The organism is Hartmannibacter diazotrophicus (assembly GCF_900231165.1).
GTDB classification, from domain to species: Bacteria; Pseudomonadota; Alphaproteobacteria; order Rhizobiales; family Pleomorphomonadaceae; genus Hartmannibacter; species Hartmannibacter diazotrophicus.
Genome location: NZ_LT960614.1, coordinates 4372792 through 4390049 on the forward strand (window position 1 = coordinate 4372792; position 17258 = coordinate 4390049).

General features: G+C 64.0%; 14 protein-coding genes and 1 tRNA gene. 11 read left to right on the plus strand and 4 right to left on the minus strand.

Features of this window, described 5'->3' with window-relative positions:
* Positions 1-106: 106 nt before the first annotated feature.
* Positions 107-1201, plus strand: coding sequence for a type 2 periplasmic-binding domain-containing protein (locus HDIA_RS20315; RefSeq protein ID WP_099557814.1), 1095 nt, complete (start codon positions 107-109; stop codon positions 1199-1201).
* A gap of 306 nt (positions 1202-1507) precedes the next feature.
* Here HDIA_RS20315 and HDIA_RS20320 read toward each other — a convergent pair whose 3' ends face one another.
* From HDIA_RS20320 to HDIA_RS20330, 3 genes are all read right to left on the minus strand, one after another.
* Complete coding sequence (locus HDIA_RS20320; protein ID WP_099557815.1) at positions 1508-4651, minus strand: efflux RND transporter permease subunit; 3144 nt, start codon at positions 4649-4651, stop codon at positions 1508-1510.
* A gap of 9 nt (positions 4652-4660) precedes the next feature.
* Positions 4661-5755 carry an efflux RND transporter periplasmic adaptor subunit gene (locus HDIA_RS20325; protein ID WP_210202871.1) on the minus strand — a complete coding sequence of 365 codons (1095 nt, stop codon included), beginning with the start codon at positions 5753-5755 and terminating at the stop codon, positions 4661-4663.
* A 1108-nt stretch (positions 5756-6863) separates the two neighbouring features.
* Positions 6864-6953 (minus strand) — tRNA-Ser (locus HDIA_RS20330).
* A gap of 498 nt (positions 6954-7451) precedes the next feature.
* Here HDIA_RS20330 and rplU point away from each other — a divergent pair.
* The 8 genes from rplU to HDIA_RS20370 all read left to right on the plus strand — a co-directional run bounded on the left by rplU (position 7452) and on the right by HDIA_RS20370 (position 13201).
* A complete protein-coding gene (gene rplU / locus HDIA_RS20335; RefSeq protein ID WP_099557817.1) occupies positions 7452-7769 on the plus strand; it encodes a 50S ribosomal protein L21 in 318 nt (105 codons plus the stop codon).
* Between the two features lie 114 nt (positions 7770-7883).
* Positions 7884-8162 carry a 50S ribosomal protein L27 gene (gene rpmA / locus HDIA_RS20340; RefSeq protein ID WP_099557818.1) on the plus strand — a complete coding sequence of 93 codons (279 nt, stop codon included), beginning with the start codon at positions 7884-7886 and terminating at the stop codon, positions 8160-8162.
* 132 nt (positions 8163-8294) lie between these two features.
* Positions 8295-8990, plus strand: coding sequence for a GNAT family N-acetyltransferase (locus HDIA_RS20345; protein WP_099559054.1), 696 nt, complete (start codon positions 8295-8297; stop codon positions 8988-8990).
* A gap of 280 nt (positions 8991-9270) precedes the next feature.
* Positions 9271-9846, plus strand: a complete 576-nt coding sequence (locus HDIA_RS20350) for a GNAT family N-acetyltransferase (protein ID WP_210202872.1) — start codon at positions 9271-9273, stop codon at positions 9844-9846.
* 91 nt (positions 9847-9937) lie between these two features.
* Entirely contained in the window at positions 9938-10981 is a 1044-nt protein-coding gene (gene obgE, locus HDIA_RS20355) for a GTPase ObgE (protein ID WP_099557820.1), read from the plus strand.
* A gap of 20 nt (positions 10982-11001) precedes the next feature.
* Complete coding sequence (gene proB / locus HDIA_RS20360) at positions 11002-12147, plus strand: glutamate 5-kinase (RefSeq protein WP_197708184.1); 1146 nt, start codon at positions 11002-11004, stop codon at positions 12145-12147.
* Positions 12148-12260: 113 nt separating this feature from the next.
* Positions 12261-12749, plus strand: a complete 489-nt coding sequence (locus HDIA_RS20365) for a MarR family winged helix-turn-helix transcriptional regulator (RefSeq protein WP_099557821.1) — start codon at positions 12261-12263, stop codon at positions 12747-12749.
* Between the two features lie 2 nt (positions 12750-12751).
* Positions 12752-13201 (plus strand): hypothetical protein, encoded by a 450-nt coding sequence (locus tag HDIA_RS20370; RefSeq protein WP_099559056.1) that lies wholly within the window; start codon positions 12752-12754, stop codon positions 13199-13201.
* 39 nt (positions 13202-13240) lie between these two features.
* Here the strand turns inward: HDIA_RS20370 and HDIA_RS20375 are convergent, their stop codons facing one another.
* The gene (locus HDIA_RS20375; protein WP_099557822.1) at positions 13241-13777 is read right to left on the minus strand and encodes a DinB family protein; all 537 of its coding nucleotides are present in this window, start codon (positions 13775-13777) and stop codon (positions 13241-13243) included.
* A 644-nt stretch (positions 13778-14421) separates the two neighbouring features.
* Here HDIA_RS20375 and HDIA_RS20380 point away from each other — a divergent pair.
* Positions 14422-15453 (plus strand): aspartate-semialdehyde dehydrogenase, encoded by a 1032-nt coding sequence (locus HDIA_RS20380; protein ID WP_099557823.1) that lies wholly within the window; start codon positions 14422-14424, stop codon positions 15451-15453.
* Positions 15454-15852: 399 nt separating this feature from the next.
* Positions 15853-17235 carry a methyl-accepting chemotaxis protein gene (locus HDIA_RS20385; protein ID WP_157775756.1) on the plus strand — a complete coding sequence of 461 codons (1383 nt, stop codon included), beginning with the start codon at positions 15853-15855 and terminating at the stop codon, positions 17233-17235.
* The last annotated feature ends 23 nt before the right edge of the window (positions 17236-17258 follow it).

Consider the following 17258-nt stretch of genomic DNA (forward strand, 5'->3'; position numbering starts at 1 on the left):
CAAGCGTCAGACCGGACCGAGGCCTCGCCAGGGCCCCGTTCCGGCCCACTCGGGTGGCCGGCCGCCCATCTCGCAAGCGCCGGCACTTCCAAAAGGAGAGGGAGACATGACTGAATCCAAGAAAGACCAGTGTCCGTCGGGCGAGATCCTCGCCTCGCGGCGCAAGTTCCTCAGCAATGTTGGCCTCGGCGCGGGCACGCTTGCCGCCGGAACGACGCTCGCCACCCCCGCGGTGATCGCCCAGACCGCGCCGATCAAGTGGCGCCTGCAGACCTACTCTGGCGCCCCGCTTGGCGCCCATGTGATCAAGCCGCAGATCGAGGCCTTCAACAAGGCGGCCAATGGCGAGATGGAGATCGAACTCTACTACGCCGACCAGCTCGTCCCGACCGCCGACCTCTTCCGCGCGCTGCAGAACGGCACCCTTGACGCGGTGCAGTCCGACGAGGCGACGATGGCCTCGCCCGTCGACATCTCCGTCTTCGGCGGCTACTTCCCCTTCGCCACCCGCTACAGCCTCGATGTGCCGGCGCTGTTCCACTACTACGGCCTGAAGGAAATCTGGGAAGAAGCCTATTCCGAGGTCGACAACGTCACCTGGCTCTCCACCGGCGCCTGGGATCCGCTGCACGTCTTCACCGTGGACAAGCCGATCCGCAGCCTCGCCGACATGCAGGGCCTGCGCGTGTTCGGCGTGCCGACCGCCGGCAAGTTCCTGGCGAAATACGGCCTCGTTCCGGTGACGATCCCGTGGGACAACGTGGAAGTCGCCATGCAGACCGGCGAGCTCGACGGCGTCGCCTGGTGCGGCTTCACCGAAGCCTACGAAGTGGGCTGGGCGGACGTGTGCAAGTACGCGCTCGGCAACTCGGTCACCGGCGCCTGGTTCGGCAGCTACTTTGCCAACACCGAGAGCTGGAAGAAGGTCCCCCCGCATCTGCAGGAGCTCTTCAAGATCACCATCGACCAGTCGCACTACTACCGCGACGTCTGGTACTGGGGCGGCGAGGCCAAACTGCGCGTCGAGGGCAAGAAGATGGAAGTGACGCAGCTTCCGCCCGAGGAATGGGCGCAGGTCGTCACGGATGCCGAAGGCTTCTGGGACGAAGTGGCAAGCTCCAGCCCGCGCGCCGGCAAGGTCGTCGACGCCTTCAAGAAATACGCCTCCAACATGCAGAAGGCCGGCTACCCCTACCGCTGATCGGTAGGCGTTGCCGGATCGGCCGGGTCCGCCCCAGGGAGGCACCCCGCCGCAGATCCACAGGGCCGCGCTCTTTCAAGAGCGCGGCCTTTGGCTTTTTTGAAGCATCGCCTGCCAGATGGATCGTCGCTTTGTGGAGCGACGTCCGGCAAGCCCCGGACCGGCTCTCCAGTGTCCCTCGGCCGTTCCGCCGGCATGGCTCGCGGCGGGCCAACTGGATGTGCCCGCGGCACATTCCGCCGCTGCCAGACGTTGGAACACCTTTATCGGCGTTTGCTCTCTCCGCGGGACGGTCGCAATCGACCTTCAGTCGGCCATCGGTGCTTTGGAATGGTCGGATCGAGCCTGTCTGCTCGCAAGCCGCAGGGCCACCTTGCGCACCAGCACATAGAAGAGCGGCACGAAGAAGATACCGAGGAAAGTCGCCGCCAGCATGCCCCCCATGACGCTGATGCCGACGGCATTCTGCGCTCCCGATCCCGCTCCGCTCGCCACCGCCAGCGGCGCGACGCCGAGAATGAAGGCGAGCGACGTCATCAGGATCGGCCGAAGCCGCATCAGGCTCGCCTCGAGCGTCGCCGCGACGAGGTCCCTTCCTCCCGCTTCCAGTTCCTTGGCGAACTCGACGATCAGGATGGCGTTCTTGGCCGCAAGGCCGATGGTCGTGAGCAGCCCGACCTTGAAATAGACGTCGTTGGACTGGCCGAAGATCGTCGCCGCCGCGAGGGCGCCGAAGACGCCGATCGGCACCGCCATCATGACGGAGAGCGGGATCGTCCAGCTCTCGTAGAGCGCGGCAAGGCAGAGGAAGACGACAAGAACCGAGATGGCGTAGAGCGCCGGCGCCTGGTTGCCGGAAAGCTCCTCCTGATAGGAAAGGCCGGTCCATTCGCTCGTGTAGCCGGGGCCGAGTTCGCCGACCAGCCTCTCCATCTCCTTCATGGCGTCGCCGGACGAGACACCATTCGCGGCCGAACCCGAGATGCCGACGGCCGAAACGCCGTTGTAGCGGTCAAGCTGCGGCGACCCGTAGGACCAGGACGTCGAGGCGAAGGCGGAGAAGGGCACCATGTCGCCGTCGCTGTTGCGCACCTGCCACTCGTCGAGATTGTCAGGCGTCATGCGATAGGGCGCATCGGCCTGCACGTCGACCGGCTTGATCTTTTCCTGATTGATGAAGTCGTTCACGTGGTCGCCGGCAAAGGCGACGGAGAGCGTGGTGTTGATGTCGGAAAGGTCGATCCCGAGCGCGCCGGCCTTGGCCTGGTCGACATCGATGCGGAACTGCGCCACGTCCTCCTGCCCGTCCTGGCGCACCCCGGTGACGAGAGGGCTTTTCGCCGCGAGCTGCAGCAGCTTGTCCCGCGCGGCGGCAAGCGCCGCATGCCCGGCACCGCCCACATCCTCGAGAAAGAGCGAAAAGCCTGCCGACGTGCCGAGATTGTGGATCGCCGGCGGCATGAGGGCGATGACCCGGCCGTCGCGGATCCTGGAAAAGGCCTTCATGGCTCGCCCCGCGATGGCAGCGGCCGAGCGGTTGGCGCCCGTGCGCTCGGACCAGTCCTTCAGCTTGATGAAGGCCATCGCCGAATTCTGGCCGTTGCCGGAAAAGCCGAAGCCGAGACTGGCGAAGACGCTGACGACGTTGTCCTTTTCATCGGTGAGATAGTGCTTCTCCACCTGTTCGACCACGGCTCGCGTCCGGGCTGTCGTCGCCCCGGGCGGAAGCTGGATGATCGTCATCAGCATGCCCTGGTCTTCGGGCGGCAGGAAGGAGGTCGGCAGCCGGCTGATGAGGCCATAGACGCCGCCGCAGATGACGAGGAACAGGACCATGACGCGGATCGGCCGCTTCAGGATGCCGCCGACACCGCCCCCGTAGCGCTTCGCGGTTCGGTCGAAGGCGCGATTGAAGAGCCCGAAGACGCCGCCGCGCTCGTGTCCCGCCTTCACCGGCTTCAGGATCGTCGCGCAGAGGGCCGGCGTCAGCACGATGGCAACGACGACCGAGAGCAGCATCGCCGAGACGATGGTGACCGAAAACTGCCGGTAGATGACGCCGACCGAACCGGCAAAGAAGGCCATTGGAACAAAGACCGCCGAAAGCACGAGGGCAATGCCGATGAGGGCGCCGGTGATCTCGCCCATGGACTTGATCGTCGCCTCGCGCGGCCCGATGCCTTCCTCGGCCATGATGCGCTCGACATTTTCGACGACGACGATGGCGTCGTCGACAAGCAGGCCGATAGCAAGAACCATGGCGAACATGGTGAGCGTGTTCACCGAAAAGCCGGCGATCGACAGGATCGCGAAGGTCCCAAGCAGCACCACCGGCACGGCGATGGTCGGGATCAGCGTCGCCCGGATGTTCTGCAGGAAGACGAACATCACCAGGAAGACGAGCACGACCGCTTCGACAAGGGTCTCGATCACCTTTTCGATCGATAGCTCCACGAAGGGTGTCGTATCGTAGGCGTAGACGACCTCGACGTCGGGCGGCAGGCTGCCCTTCAACTCGTCGACCGTGGCCCGTACCGCCGCCGCCGTGTCGATGGCATTCGCGCCGATCGCAAGGTTGACGCCGAAGCCGGCCGCCGGCTTGCCGTTGTAACGCGACTCCACGCCGTAGCTGTCGGCGCCGATCTCGACCCGGGCGACATCCCCCAGGCGCACCAGCGAGCCGTCCATGTTGGATTTGAGGATGATGGCGCGGAACTGGTCCGGGGTCTTGAGCTGGCTTTGCGCGGTGATCGTGACGTTGAGCTGCTGGCCGGCAACGGACGGGTTGGCCCCGAGCTGGCCGACGGAAATCTGCTTGTTCTGGGCGCTGATCGCCGTCGTCACGTCGCCCGGCATCAACTCGTATTTGGCAAGCTTCACCGGGTCGAGCCAGATGCGCATGGCATAGCCCGAGCCGAAGACCTGCAGGTCGCCAACGCCATCCACCCGCTTGATCGGGTCCTCCAGGTTGGAACTGATGAGGTTGCCGAGGTCGAGCGAGGTCAGTGACCCGTCCGTGGCGACCAGCGCGCCGACCATCAGGATGCTCGACGTCGACTTCGTCACCCGGATGCCCTGGGTGACGACCGCATCGGGAAGCTGGCTTTCGACAAGCTGCAGCTTGTTCTGCACCTGAACCTGGGCGATGTCCGGATCGGCCTTGTTGTTGAAGGTGAGCGAGATCGAGGCCGTGCCGGACGATGTGCTCGAGGCCGACATATAGTCGAGATTCTCAAGCCCCGTCATGTTTTGCTCGATGACCTTGGTGACGGCGTTTTCGACCGTCTCCGCGGTCGCGCCCGGATAGGTCGCCGAGATGCGCACCGTCGTCGGCGCGATTTCCGGATACTGGTTGATCGAGAGCTGAGAGATGGCGAGTGTCCCGGCCAGCATGATGCTGATCGCGATGACCCAGGCGAAGATCGGCCGGTTGATGAAGAAGAGCGCCATGGACCTGCCTCAGCCCCCCGTCTTGGGCAGAGGGCCCGCCGTGGCCGGATCGGCCTCGGCCTCCCGCGCAAGGCCCGTGTTCTCGTCGAGCGTCATTTCGGTCGCGGCGACCTGCGCGCCATCGACGACATTCTGGCGGCCTTCGATGATGACCCGATCGCCCGCGTCGAGGCCGTTTCTGACAATCCAGTTGGTGCCGCTGGTCTGGCTCGTTTCCAGCACCTTGGTCTCCACCTTCCCGTCCGCGTCGACAACCATCACCGTCGCCTCGCCCTTGGCATTGCGGCTGACCGCCCGTTGCGGCACGAGGAAAACGCCTTCGAGGTTTCCAAGATCGACCGCGGCGCGGACATACATTCCCGGCAACAGCGTGCGGTCGGGATTGAAAACCTTGATCCGCACGGAAAACGTCCCGGTCGTCTGACTGACAACCGGTTCCAGGCTCTCGATCGACCCGGTTTGGTCATAGGTGGAGCCATCCTCGAGCGTCAGATGGACCTTGATCTTGTCGCGATTGCCTTTCAACGTCCCCTCCGCGAGCATCTTGCGGATTCTCAGGAAATTTGCGCTGCTGTCGGTCGCATCGACGTAGATCGGGTCCAACTGGCGAACCGTTGCGAGCGCGTCGCTCTGGTTCGCCGTGACCAGGGCGCCGGCCGAAGCGGAGTAAAGGCCGATCTGACCGGAAATCGGCGAAGTCACGACGGTGTGGTTCAGATTGATCTCGGCGGTCTCCAGATCGGCCTTGGCCAACGCCAGATCCGCCTTCGCTTCCTGATAGCTTGCATTGGCGTCATCGATGTCCTGCTGGCTGGTGCTGTTTCCCAGCGCCAACCGCTGAAAGCGGTCCGCCTTGGCCTTGGCCGCCTCCATCGTTGCCTCCGCCTTCTGCACGGCGGCCTTTGCCGCATCGACTGCGGCCTGATAGCTGGCGTCCTTGATCTTGAAGAGGACGTCTCCAGCTTTGACTTCCGAGCCTTGCCGGAACACCTGTTCGTTGATGATGCCCTGGACCTGGGGCCGGATTTCGGCGGTCTGGTAGGCCGTGACACGGCCCGGCAGATTGAGCACCATTGGCGCGCTCGTCGTCTCCACGGTGATCACGCCGACACTGGTCTTTGGCCTGGCATTCCCGGACGCCGCACCCTCCCCCCTCTGCGCTTCGTTGCATGCCGAAAGCGCGACAAGGAGCAGAGAAACGACACCCAGGCGACTGGCAATCCTGCAGGCGGATTTGAGCAGATCAGGCAACATGAAACCTTCCATCGCAGATTTTTCTCCGGTCCTTCATCGGAACGGAGATACGGCCTTGCCGGACATTCCTTTTCGGACGCCGGACAGTGAGAAACCCCGCTGAGGTCGAGCTCTTCATGCGCGATCATTCCACCGGGAATGACTGCCTACCCTGGGGGCCTGCAACAATCGGGAAGCTGCCGGCCATGCCGATGCAGGATCAGCGGCATGGTCATCCGGTCGGAGTCATCAACGCTCATTGTGTGGGTTCGGCGCGGAGGCTTTTCCAGCCCCTGCCCCGCCGGCAATTGTATCGTCTGCGGAAGAACAGGCCTGCCCGTTCATGGCGGCCAGGCACGGCAAATGGGCGATTCGCCCACCTTGCGCGAAGCGCGCACATGGCCGTTCAGCCAGTTACGTTGACAAATTTCGTTACCAAGTTCTCTCCCGGCACGGGGCCGGCTCGCCGCAAGCTTCGAGTGGCGGTTGCCGTGATCGAGGTGTCGCAGGTTCGTTTTCCGGGTCTGGACGATATCGCGAACGCTTACCGGAGCGGAGGAGCGGGGCTCTCGCCCTGACGACGGCGAACCGGTCCCCTGCGCCGTCCTCAAGGGGCAGGCGCCGAGACTGATGCGGATGGGTTTCAGGGAGCGGGATCGGCCGAGCAATTTCGGCCAGCGTATCTGAAAGAGATAAACCGATCCTGAGCGAACGAGATAGGGGCCGGCGCCACGCCTGACCGGGGTGGTCGATATCGTGCTCGGGGAGGAATTGTCGGCCGGGTCCGAGCCCGTGAAATTGGCGGGATCACCACTCTCGACCGTTGCCGAACGCGATACAAGGGACGATACCCCACGCGATACACGCATGATTTTTGCCCTTCACCAAAGGGCGCCATCCGGTGAAAAACGCTGAAATTTCAAACCCATGCGTCATCAGGCATTGGATGCCGGAAATTGACGAAGAGTGGGTTAGGAAGTGGCGGAGAGGGAGGGATTTGAACCCCCGATGCCCTTGCAGGCATGCCGCATTTCGAGTGCGGTGCATTCAGCCACTCTGCCACCTCTCCGCAAAAAAGGCGCATCGAACCGGGTCGAAAGCGGCTGGATAACTACACATCACCGCGCCCGCGCGCAAGTGGACGAAGACGATTTTTTTGCCGCTTGCCCGTCAAAAAGCGTGTCCGCAGCGCCCCTTTGCGTTGACGGCGCCCGCCCGCGCATGTAAAAGCCCGCTGTGGATGAAAAGGTGGCTTTGAAAGTTGACCCAACGTCCCGCAGTCCGAGGCTCCCGAAACGCTCCTGCAACCTCCAACGACACCCCCGGCTTCGCCGAGGCGGCGCGACAGGTGTTTGAGCGTTTTTCTGCCCTTCGGTGACAATGATCACCGTTTGGCCGCGACGGCAAATGCCGCGCGGCAAGGCAGCCAAAGATCGAAGGTGGATGGCTTGATGCTGTCGCCCTCGGCGCCACAGGACGCGATCGAGATCGGCTCGTTCTTGCTCTCAAGGACGGCCATCCGCCCAAGAAGGTGCCGAAAGCACCGCATAAAAAGGATGAAAGACGTATGTTCGCAGTCATCAAGACCGGCGGCAAGCAGTATAAGGTTGCCGCAAACGACATTCTGGCCATCGAGAAGCTCGAAGGCGAAGCCGGCAGTGCAGTGACCTTCGAAGAGGTTCTGCTGATCGGCGGCGAGGCCGGAACCACCCTTGGCGCCCCGACGGTTGCGGGCGCCACCGTTGCAGCCGAGATCGTCGGCCAGACGCGCACCAAGAAGGTTCTCTCCTTCAAGAAGCGCCGCCGGCAGAACTCCAAGCGCATCCGCGGTCACCGCCAGCACCAGACGGTGGTGAAGATCACGGGAATTTCCGCCGGCGCCTGAGGCGACGGACGGTCGGAACAAGAAACCGAAGATTTGCGCCATCCGGCGCGTGGGCCAAAGGGACGAGAGTCCAAGGCCCCCCGGATCGGCACCAGGAACTGAAGGAGAATTACGATGGCTCACAAGAAAGCGGGTGGCTCCTCGCGCAACGGTCGCGATACCGCTGGTCGCCGTCTCGGCGTGAAGAAGTTCGGCGGCGAAGCTGTCATTCCGGGCAACATTATCGTGCGCCAGCGCGGCACGCAGTGGCATCCCGGCAAGAATGTCGGGCTCGGCCGCGACCACACCATTTTTGCTCTCTGTGAAGGCAAGGTTGTCTTCGACTCGAAATCCAACGGCAAAGTCTATGTATCGGTCGCCGAGACGGCGGCCACGATGGAAGCAGCAGAGTAACGCCGCATGGTCAACCGACCCTCCGGCGTCCCACGGACCCGGAGGATCGGCGAAAGCTTCGGCTGGACAATCCCGAGGGGAGGTGGGGCGCCACCTCCCCTCCTTTTGTTCCGACCGGAGATTTTCAAGGCCATGATCGAAGAAGAGGATAGTACCGGCACACGCTCCTTATCGGATCGTGCTCCCTCCCGCCCCGTCCTGGAAACCGGACGCCTGATTATCCGCGCGCCGGTTCTGGCCGACGCGCCAGCGCTTGCGTCTCTGGCGGACAATCGGAAGATTGCCCAGAACCTGACGCGCATGCCCTACCCCTACGGCCTGGCCGACGCGGAAGCCTTCATCGCGGAAGCAGCACCGGCCGACGGGCTGAAGCATCTCATCTTCGCCAAGAGGCCCCGGCATCTGCCGGAGATGATCGGCGCGATCTCGCTCGACCACCGTCGCGGTCCCGTGCCGGAACTCGGCTACTGGATCGGCGAGGAGTTCTGGAACCGGGGCTATGCGACGGAGGCCGCCCAGGCGGCGGTGGACTTCGGCTTCTCTCTCGCGCGCCACGCCCGCATCAGCGTGTCCTGCCGGGTCACCAATGCGGCCTCGCGCCGCGTGATCGAGAAATGCGGCTTCCAGTACACTGGCCAGGACTTGTCGCCGTCGGTCTATTTCGCATCGGTGGTGGCCATCGACCGCTTCACGCTGGACCGTCGGACGTGGGAGAGCCTGCGGCGCTGGCTTCCGGTCTCCATCGTCGAAGGCGACATGGAAGATGGCGAGGACCCGGCCACGATGCCCCTGGCCAGGAGCCGGCCGAATGCCCTCAATCGCGTCTGACGCCGGGGATGGCAATCGTCACCATCATGGATCGCGATGACATGTGCTCCACCGGGAGGACATATCATCGCGGTCGATACCGCTCGAGCGGCGCGCGGTCATGCGGATTGACATGAGCGCCTTTGGCGCCGCTCTGATCCTTTGAATGGCGAGCATCGGACTGTCCGTAAACTTCGGGCACCTGTCGCTCCGATGCGTCTCGCCAGAGGCGGCCCGCGCCGGAGCAGCGTTCTCCGCCGGTGGCCTCGTTGGCAAAATGGTTGAGGTCATGCCGCAGTCAATGAATGAAACGGAACTCCTCACCCCGCGCCTGCGCCTGACGGCGCTTTCGCGCGGCGATGCCTTCGCCATTGCCGACGCGCTCGGCAATTTCGCGGTTTCCTGCTGGCTTGCCCGCGTTCCCTGGCCTTATCGTCTGGAGGATGCCTACGCCTTCCTGAGCCAGGCCGAACTTGCCACGCTGGCCGGCGACGTCAGGATCTTCGCCATCCGTGCAGAAGGCGAACCCGCGCTGATCGGTCTCGTCGGGTTGCAAGGCCTGCGCGAAGAGCCGGAGATCGGCTATTGGCTTGCCGAACCCCATTGGGGCAAGGGCTATGCGAGCGAAGCGGTCGCGGCCGTCCTAGACCATACCTTTTCGCAGCTGGGCTTTGCCTCGGTTCGCTCCGGGGTCTTTCTCGGCAACGACCCCTCGCTCAGGATCCAGAAGAAGCTCGGATTTGAGATCGTCGGCAAGTCGCTGCGGGTCTGCGATGCGCGCGGCGGCGCGCAGCCGCATATCGACACGCGGCTGAAGGTGGCAAACTTCCGCCATGCAATGATGCGCAAGAAGGCGGATGCGGCCGTGGAAGGCTGAATGGCTGCCACGCACCGCGCGTGATTGCACTTTGAGAGGCGATGGCGCATAGCTCGTCGCCAATGGTCATCAACATGAAAAGTCTTGGGTCATGAAGTTCCTCGATCAGGCGAAGGTCTACTGTCGCTCGGGCGACGGCGGCGCGGGTGCCGTCTCCTTCCGCCGCGAAAAATTCATCGAATTCGGCGGACCGGACGGCGGTGACGGCGGGCGCGGCGGCGATGTCTGGATCGAGTGCGTCGACGGCCTCAACACGCTCATCGACTACCGCTATGCCCAGCATTTCAAGGCCAAGACCGGCGGTCACGGCATGGGCAAGCAGCGCAACGGCGCCAAGGGCGGCGACGTGGTGCTGAAGGTTCCCGTCGGCACCGAGATTCTGGAGGACGATCAGGAGACGCTGATCGCCGACATGGTCGAGGTCGGCCAGAAGATCAAGCTGCTCTCGGGCGGCAACGGCGGCTTCGGCAACCTCTATTTCAAGTCGTCCACCAACCAGGCGCCTCGCCGGGCGAACCCCGGCCTGCCGGGCGAGGAAAAGTGGATCTGGCTGCGCTTGAAGCTGATCGCGGACGCCGGCCTCGTCGGCCTGCCGAACGCCGGCAAGTCGACCTTCCTGGCCCGTACCACGCGCGCCAAGCCGAAGATCGCCGACTATCCCTTCACGACGCTGCATCCGAACCTCGGCGTCGTCCGGATCGGCAACCGCGAATTCGTGCTCGCCGACATTCCGGGCCTGATCGAGGGCGCCCATGAGGGCGTCGGCATCGGCGACCGTTTCCTCGGCCATGTCGAGCGCTGCGGCGTGCTTCTTCATCTTGTCGACGCAACGCAGGATGACGTCGCCGACGCCTACCGCATCATTCGCGGCGAACTGGCGGCCTACGGCGCCGGTCTCGACGAAAAGCCGGAGATCGTGGCGCTCTCCAAGATCGATGCCCTGACGCCGGACGACATCAAGGCCAAGGCCAAGGCCCTGAAAAAGGCGGCTGGCCGCGACCCCTTGCTGCTCTCGGCCGCCTCGGGCATCGGCGTCGACGACGCCCTTGCCATGATGTGGCGCACCATCGAGGGCCACCGCGCCGAAGAGGAAGAAGCCTCGCCGAGCCGCGCCCGCGAGGAGTGGCAACCGTGACCGCCGAGGCTTCCGAATTGATCTCGCCCTCGAAGGCGGGACGCCTCTCGTCCTACCGCCGTATCGTTGTCAAGATCGGCTCGGCCCTGCTCGTCGAGGGACGGTCCGGCAAGCTGCGCCGCGACTGGCTGGAGGCGCTGATCGATGACGTGGTCGGCCTGACGAAGGCCGGTACGGACGTCCTCATCGTCTCCTCCGGCTCGATCGCCCTCGGGCGCGGCGTGCTCGGCCTTCCCGCCGGCAAGCTGAAGCTGGAGGAAAGCCAGGCGGCCGCCTCGGTCGGCCAGATCGTGCTCGCCCGCATCTATGCGGAAATTCTCGGCAGCCATGGCCTCACCGCCGGCCAGATCCTGCTGACCCTGCGCGACACCGAGGAACGCCGGCGCTACCTCAACGCCCGCGAGACGATCGGCATGCTCTTGAAGATGAAGGCCGTGCCGGTCATCAACGAAAACGACACGGTGGCCACCAACGAAATCCGCTATGGCGACAACGACCGTCTCGCGGCCCGTGTCGCCACCATGGCGTCGGCGGACCTCCTCATTCTTCTCTCCGACATCGACGGCCTCTATACGGCGCCGCCGAAGGACAACCCGGACGCGGCCCACATCCCGGTCGTCGAGCGCATCACGCCCGAGATCGAGGCGATGGCCGGCGCGGCCGGCTCCGAACTCTCGCGCGGCGGCATGAAGACGAAGATCGAGGCGGGCAAGATGGCGACCGGTGCCGGCACCGCCATGATCATCGCTTCGGGCAAGGTGATGAACCCACTGAAGCGCATCGACGAGGGCGGCATCTGCACCCTCTTTGAGGCCGAACTCAATCCCGCCACCGCCCGCAAGGCGTGGATCGGCGGCCATCTGGAGCCGAAAGGCGCGATTACGGTGGACGCCGGCGCGATCCGCGCGCTGAAGTCCGGCAAGAGCCTGCTGCCGGCCGGCGTGAAACATGTCTCGGGCCGATTCTCGCGCGGCGATGCCGTCTCGGTGCGCGACGAGGCGGGCCGTGAACTCGGCCGCGGCCTGGTGGCCTATGATCACCACGACGCCGAGCGCCTTGCCGGCCACAACAGCCGCGAGATCGAAATGATCCTCGGCTACGCGGGCCGCGCGGAGATGATCCACCGCGACGACCTCAGCCTCAAGGGCGACCGGGAGCAGTCCTGATCCGGTTGCATAGGGCCTCGAAAAGGCCTCTGGCGCCTTACGCAGAAGCGCTGAGGAGATCCACAGCACATGCTAATTGACAATATATTGTCGATTTGGCAATGTGCTGACAAATGAAAACGCCCCGATATCCCGACCACACGGACGCGGGTGCCGCGCTGACGGCGCTGATGCTCGACGTCTTTCGCCTCAATGGCGCGCTGCTTGCGGCAGGTGACAGGCTCGTCGCCCCCTTGGGGCTGACCAGCGCGCGCTGGCAGGTTCTGGGCTCCGTCGCCCTCACCGACCGGTCCCTGCCCGTCGCCCATCTCGCCCAGGTGATGGGTCTCAGCCGGCAGGCCGTGCAGCGCGTCGTGAATGACCTGGAACAGCAGGGCTTTCTCGCCTTCGAGCCCAACCCTCACCACAAGCGCGCCCATCTCGTCGTCCTGACGGAAAAGGGCGAGGCAGCCTATGCGGTCGCGTCCGAGCGGGAAGCGCCCTGGGCCAATGCTCTCGCAGAAGGGCTCTCGCCGGAAGACATCGCGTCGGCACGGCAACTGCTCGCAACGCTGCTGCACCGGCTTGACGAACCGGCCCTGCCTGACGCGGAAGGACCTTGATGATGCTCCGCAGACTTCATCCGATCGCCGGGGCGATCGGCTTTCTCACAATCGCAACCTTCTGGACATCGACCGTGCTCGTGGAGATCTTCGGCGACGCTGCGGCGATCCTCACCGTCAAGACGGCGATCCTCTGGGGATTGCTGGTGCTGATCCCCGCTCTGGCGACCACGGGCGCCACCGGCTTCCGGCTGGCGGGACCGGTTGCGACAGGGTTCGCGGCGGCCAAGCGCCGCCGCATGCCCCTCATTGCCGCCAACGGCATCATCCTGCTCGTCCCCTCCGCCGTCTGTCTTCAGCAACTGGCCGCCGCCGGAGACTTTGGCGCAACCTTCCTCGTGCTGCAGGCGGTCGAACTGCTTGCGGGCGCCGCCAACCTCGCCCTGATGGGGCTGAACATGCGCGACGGATTGCGCATGACGCGCCACCGCCGGCACCCGAAAGAGGCGTGATCCCGCAGCGCGCCTGACCAACTGCGCCACAGGCCAGACTCAGTCGGCGTCCGGCAACAGCATCAGGATGTCCGTCACGCCAACGTCCTTGCCCGCCTGGCTCAGGAGCGTCGTCAGCTGGCCGCGATGATGGGTCTGGTGGTTGAAGACATGCAGCAGAACGTCGCCGAGCAGTTTGTGCTGCGCCTCTCCGTTCGTGCGCCGGTAGGAAAAGGCCGTCGCAAGGTCCTTCTCGCCAAGACCGGCGACGAAACGGGCGATCAGGTCGTCCATCCTGTCCCGCCGCGCCCGCAGAGCGGCGAGATCGGTTTCCAGAATCTGATTAAGAGCGGTCGGCTGCTCCAGCGCCTCCAGTTCCTCCCTGACCAGCGCACTCGCCGGATGGCTGATCATCCGTTTCATCCACAGCATATCCGTGACGACCAGATGGTTGAGCGTGCCGAGGATCGATCCGAAGAAGGCGCTGCGATCCTTGGCGATCTCTTCCGGCGGCAGCGTTGCCGCACAGTCGTAGATCTTCTCATTCATCCAGCGGTTATAGCGGGTAAAAAGGACGAAATGGCCAAGCTCGGACATGGGCGGCTTCCTTGAATTCGGGACGGAGAAACAGACGTGAACGCACCGGACTCCAACACGAAGATGCCGAAGTGGCTGATCTACGGGCTCCTCGCCAAGGGCGTTCTGGTCGTCGTGGTTGTCGTCGCCGTTCTCCTCTATGCCGGCATCCTGTAGCGCGTGCGCCGGACCCGGCCCGCGGGATCATCTCGCCGCGATGCACCCGCGTCCAATGAAAGTCGCTGATGACATCCATCATTCGGCAGATCCGGCACCTGCAACATCTTGTGCTTTGCCCGCAAAATTCTTGACTTCCCGGCACATTTGAACGATGACAGGCCGTCTTTGAGAAGAGGTGTCGGTCGATGGACCGTTTCGTTGTTGCCATGACGCTCATTACCGCCGGGTCCAGCACCCGGACGATGACGCTTGGCCTCACGAAACGCACGAAAACGACCACGACCTGAACGACCCTCTCGCGTCCCCTCCGTCTCCCCGGGGTTCGAGGGGGACGGCCGGCAGGCGCCTCGGACACCTCTTCCCGCGAAGATTTCCGACAAGGCCTGCCGACGGTGAGCGGGAGACCATGAGGATCGGGTGAGCCCGCCGCGCGGACGAGCGCAGGACCGGCTCTCCTCCTGCAGAATAGGAAACGGACAAAGCTTATGGGCTACAAGGTCGCAGTCGTCGGCGCCACGGGCAATGTGGGCCGGGAAATGCTTTCCATCCTCGAAGAGCGCGGTTTTCCGGCCGATGAGGTGATCGCCGTCGCCTCTCGCCGCAGCCAGGGCCGCGAGGTCTCTTACGGCGACAGGACGTTGAAGGTGAAGGCGCTGGAGTTCGTCGACTTCTCCGAGATCGACATCTGCCTGATGTCGGCCGGCGGCGAGACCTCCAAGGCGTGGTCGCCGAAGATCGGCGCGACGGGCTGTGTCGTCATCGACAATTCGTCCGCCTTCCGCATGGACCCGGACGTGCCGCTAATCGTGCCGGAAGTGAACGCCGACGCCATCGTTGGCTTCACCAAGAAGAACATCATCGCCAATCCGAACTGTTCCACCGCCCAACTCGTGGTGGCGCTGAAGCCGCTGCATGAAAAGGCGAAGATCAACCGCGTCGTCGTCTCCACCTACCAGTCGGTCTCCGGCGCCGGCAAGGAAGCGATGGACGAGCTGTTCGAGCAGACCCGCGCGGTCTTCGTGTCCGATCCGGTCGAGGCCAAGCGGTTCCCCAAGCGCATCGCCTTCAATCTCATTCCCCAGATCGACGTCTTCATGGAAGACGGCTTCACCAAGGAAGAGTGGAAGATGACGGTCGAGACCAAGAAGATCCTCGACCCGAAGATCAAGCTCACCGCCACCTGCGTGCGCGTGCCGGTCTTCGTCTCCCATTCGGAAGCCGTCAACATCGAGTTCGAGAACCCGATCAGCGCGGAAGAAGCTCGCGACATCCTGCGCGAGGCGCCCGGCTGCCTGGTCATCGACAAGCATGAGGATGGCGGCTACGTCACGCCCTATGAGGCGACCGGCGAGGATGCGACCTATATCTCGCGCATCCGTGACGATCCGACCGTCGACAACGGCCTTGCCATGTGGATCGTCTCCGACAACCTGCGCAAGGGCGCGGCGCTCAACGCGGTGCAGATCGCCGAGGTGCTGGTCAACCGCGGCCTGCTGAAGCAGCGCGCTGCCGCCTGACTGGCGGAAAGCAAAAAAGACGACCGATGAAGATGGCCCCCAGCGGGGCCATTTTTGTTGGAGCGACCGCCCGAACGGCGGCAAACCTTCTGTTTGGCTTCGCCGGTCAACGCCTTGCCATTGGCACATCCCCGTCCCCGGCCTGAAGACCATTATCACCGGACGGTGCCCGGGTTGCTTTCAATCTTCAAGGAAAATTTCCTATCAAGGGTTGCAGTTGCAAGAAGTGCAGTCTGCATACAAAAAATCAGGGCAGTACAGCGGAAACCGTCACAAATGTTTGGTCATTTTTAATCGATTTGACCGACACTTTCGCCATCGAAAGTTCAGCTCCGAATAGGTTCTACGATGGCATTTTCCTTTCGTTCCAGAGCAAGCCAGCAGTCCGAGGAGACCGTTGTGCAGCTGTCGACGAAGAACGAGACCCCTGCCCTGGTCGCCACGATCAGCAGCGGCCTGAAAGACGTCGCCGAGGGCAACTACGCCGCCTTGAAGAACATCGGCGGCGAGATCGGTGCGAGCTTCGTGGCCATCGGCGAAAAGCTGAAGCGAACCTACGCCCGCCGCCTCGGCATCGTGAACGGCATCAAGCACGACCTCGGCCAGATCAAGACCGTGGTGCTGTGGACCTATGGCAACGCCAGCCGCTTCAACGAGGCGAGCGCCTTCGTCGTCAAGACCGTCGAGGGACTGCTGGAGGAAAGCGGCACGGTCAGCGAGGCCAGCCGCTCGACCCAGAACCGCATGGCCCAGTCGCGGACGCGGCTCGGCAGCGCCGTCAGTCGTTCCCGCGAAGCCGGGCATGCCATGACGCGGATCGCCTCGAACTTCGAGGAGATCGAGACCCGGCTCGACCATCTGGAAGAGGCCATCCGCGCGATCGGCAGCTTCGCCAACGAGATCGGCACGATCTCACGCCAGACCAAGCTTCTCGCCCTCAACGCGACCATCGAGGCCGCCCGCGCCGGCGAGGCCGGCAAGGGCTTTGCCGTCGTCGCCGCCGAGGTGAAGGTGCTCTCCGAGCAGACCGACAAGACCACCGAGATGATCGGCGGGCAGTTGGCGCGCCTCGAAGACGTCATGCAGTCGATCAAGGCGACGATGCAGGACGGCAGCGGCGAGGTGAACAAGGGCCAGGCCACCTTCCGAGCGGTCGAGGAGGACATCGGCGCGCTGGAGGACGACATCGTGGCGTCGGACAACGAAATGGCTTCGGTCCTCGCTCTGCTTGAGCAGCAGGCCGAGTCGATCAACGCCATGGCGGCCCGCGTCAAGGAAATCGACGAACTGGCGGGCAACAACAACAAGGACACGGTCCAGACGATCGAGAAGTTCCACAAGCTGGAGACCTCGCTCACCAGTCAGGCCAATGAGATCATCCGGGGCCGCGATATCCCCGAGCGCGGCATCCTGCTGGCGCAGTCCGAATTCACCGACTGGAAGAACCACCTGGCCTCGGCGCTTGTCGGGCGCGAGGACGCCAAGGCGGCCCCCTTCAAGGCAACCGCGTCCCGCCCCTTCGGCGATTGCCTGAAGCAGATTTCCGCGGCAGCGATGCACTCCCAAAAGGGACTGCAGAAACTGCGCGACCGCGAAACCGAACTGGCCGGCCTCGGCCGGACGATCGCCGACGGGCTCAGTGCCGGCAATTTCGGCCAGGCCATCGAGGCCTATGTCAAGATCGACGAAATCGGCAAGGCCCTGGAGGGCGAGCTTCAGACGCTGGAACGCGACTACGACCGGATCGTCGACAGCACCGCCGCATCGGAACGGGCCGCCTGACGCCCCCTGCAGGCCGCAGCACA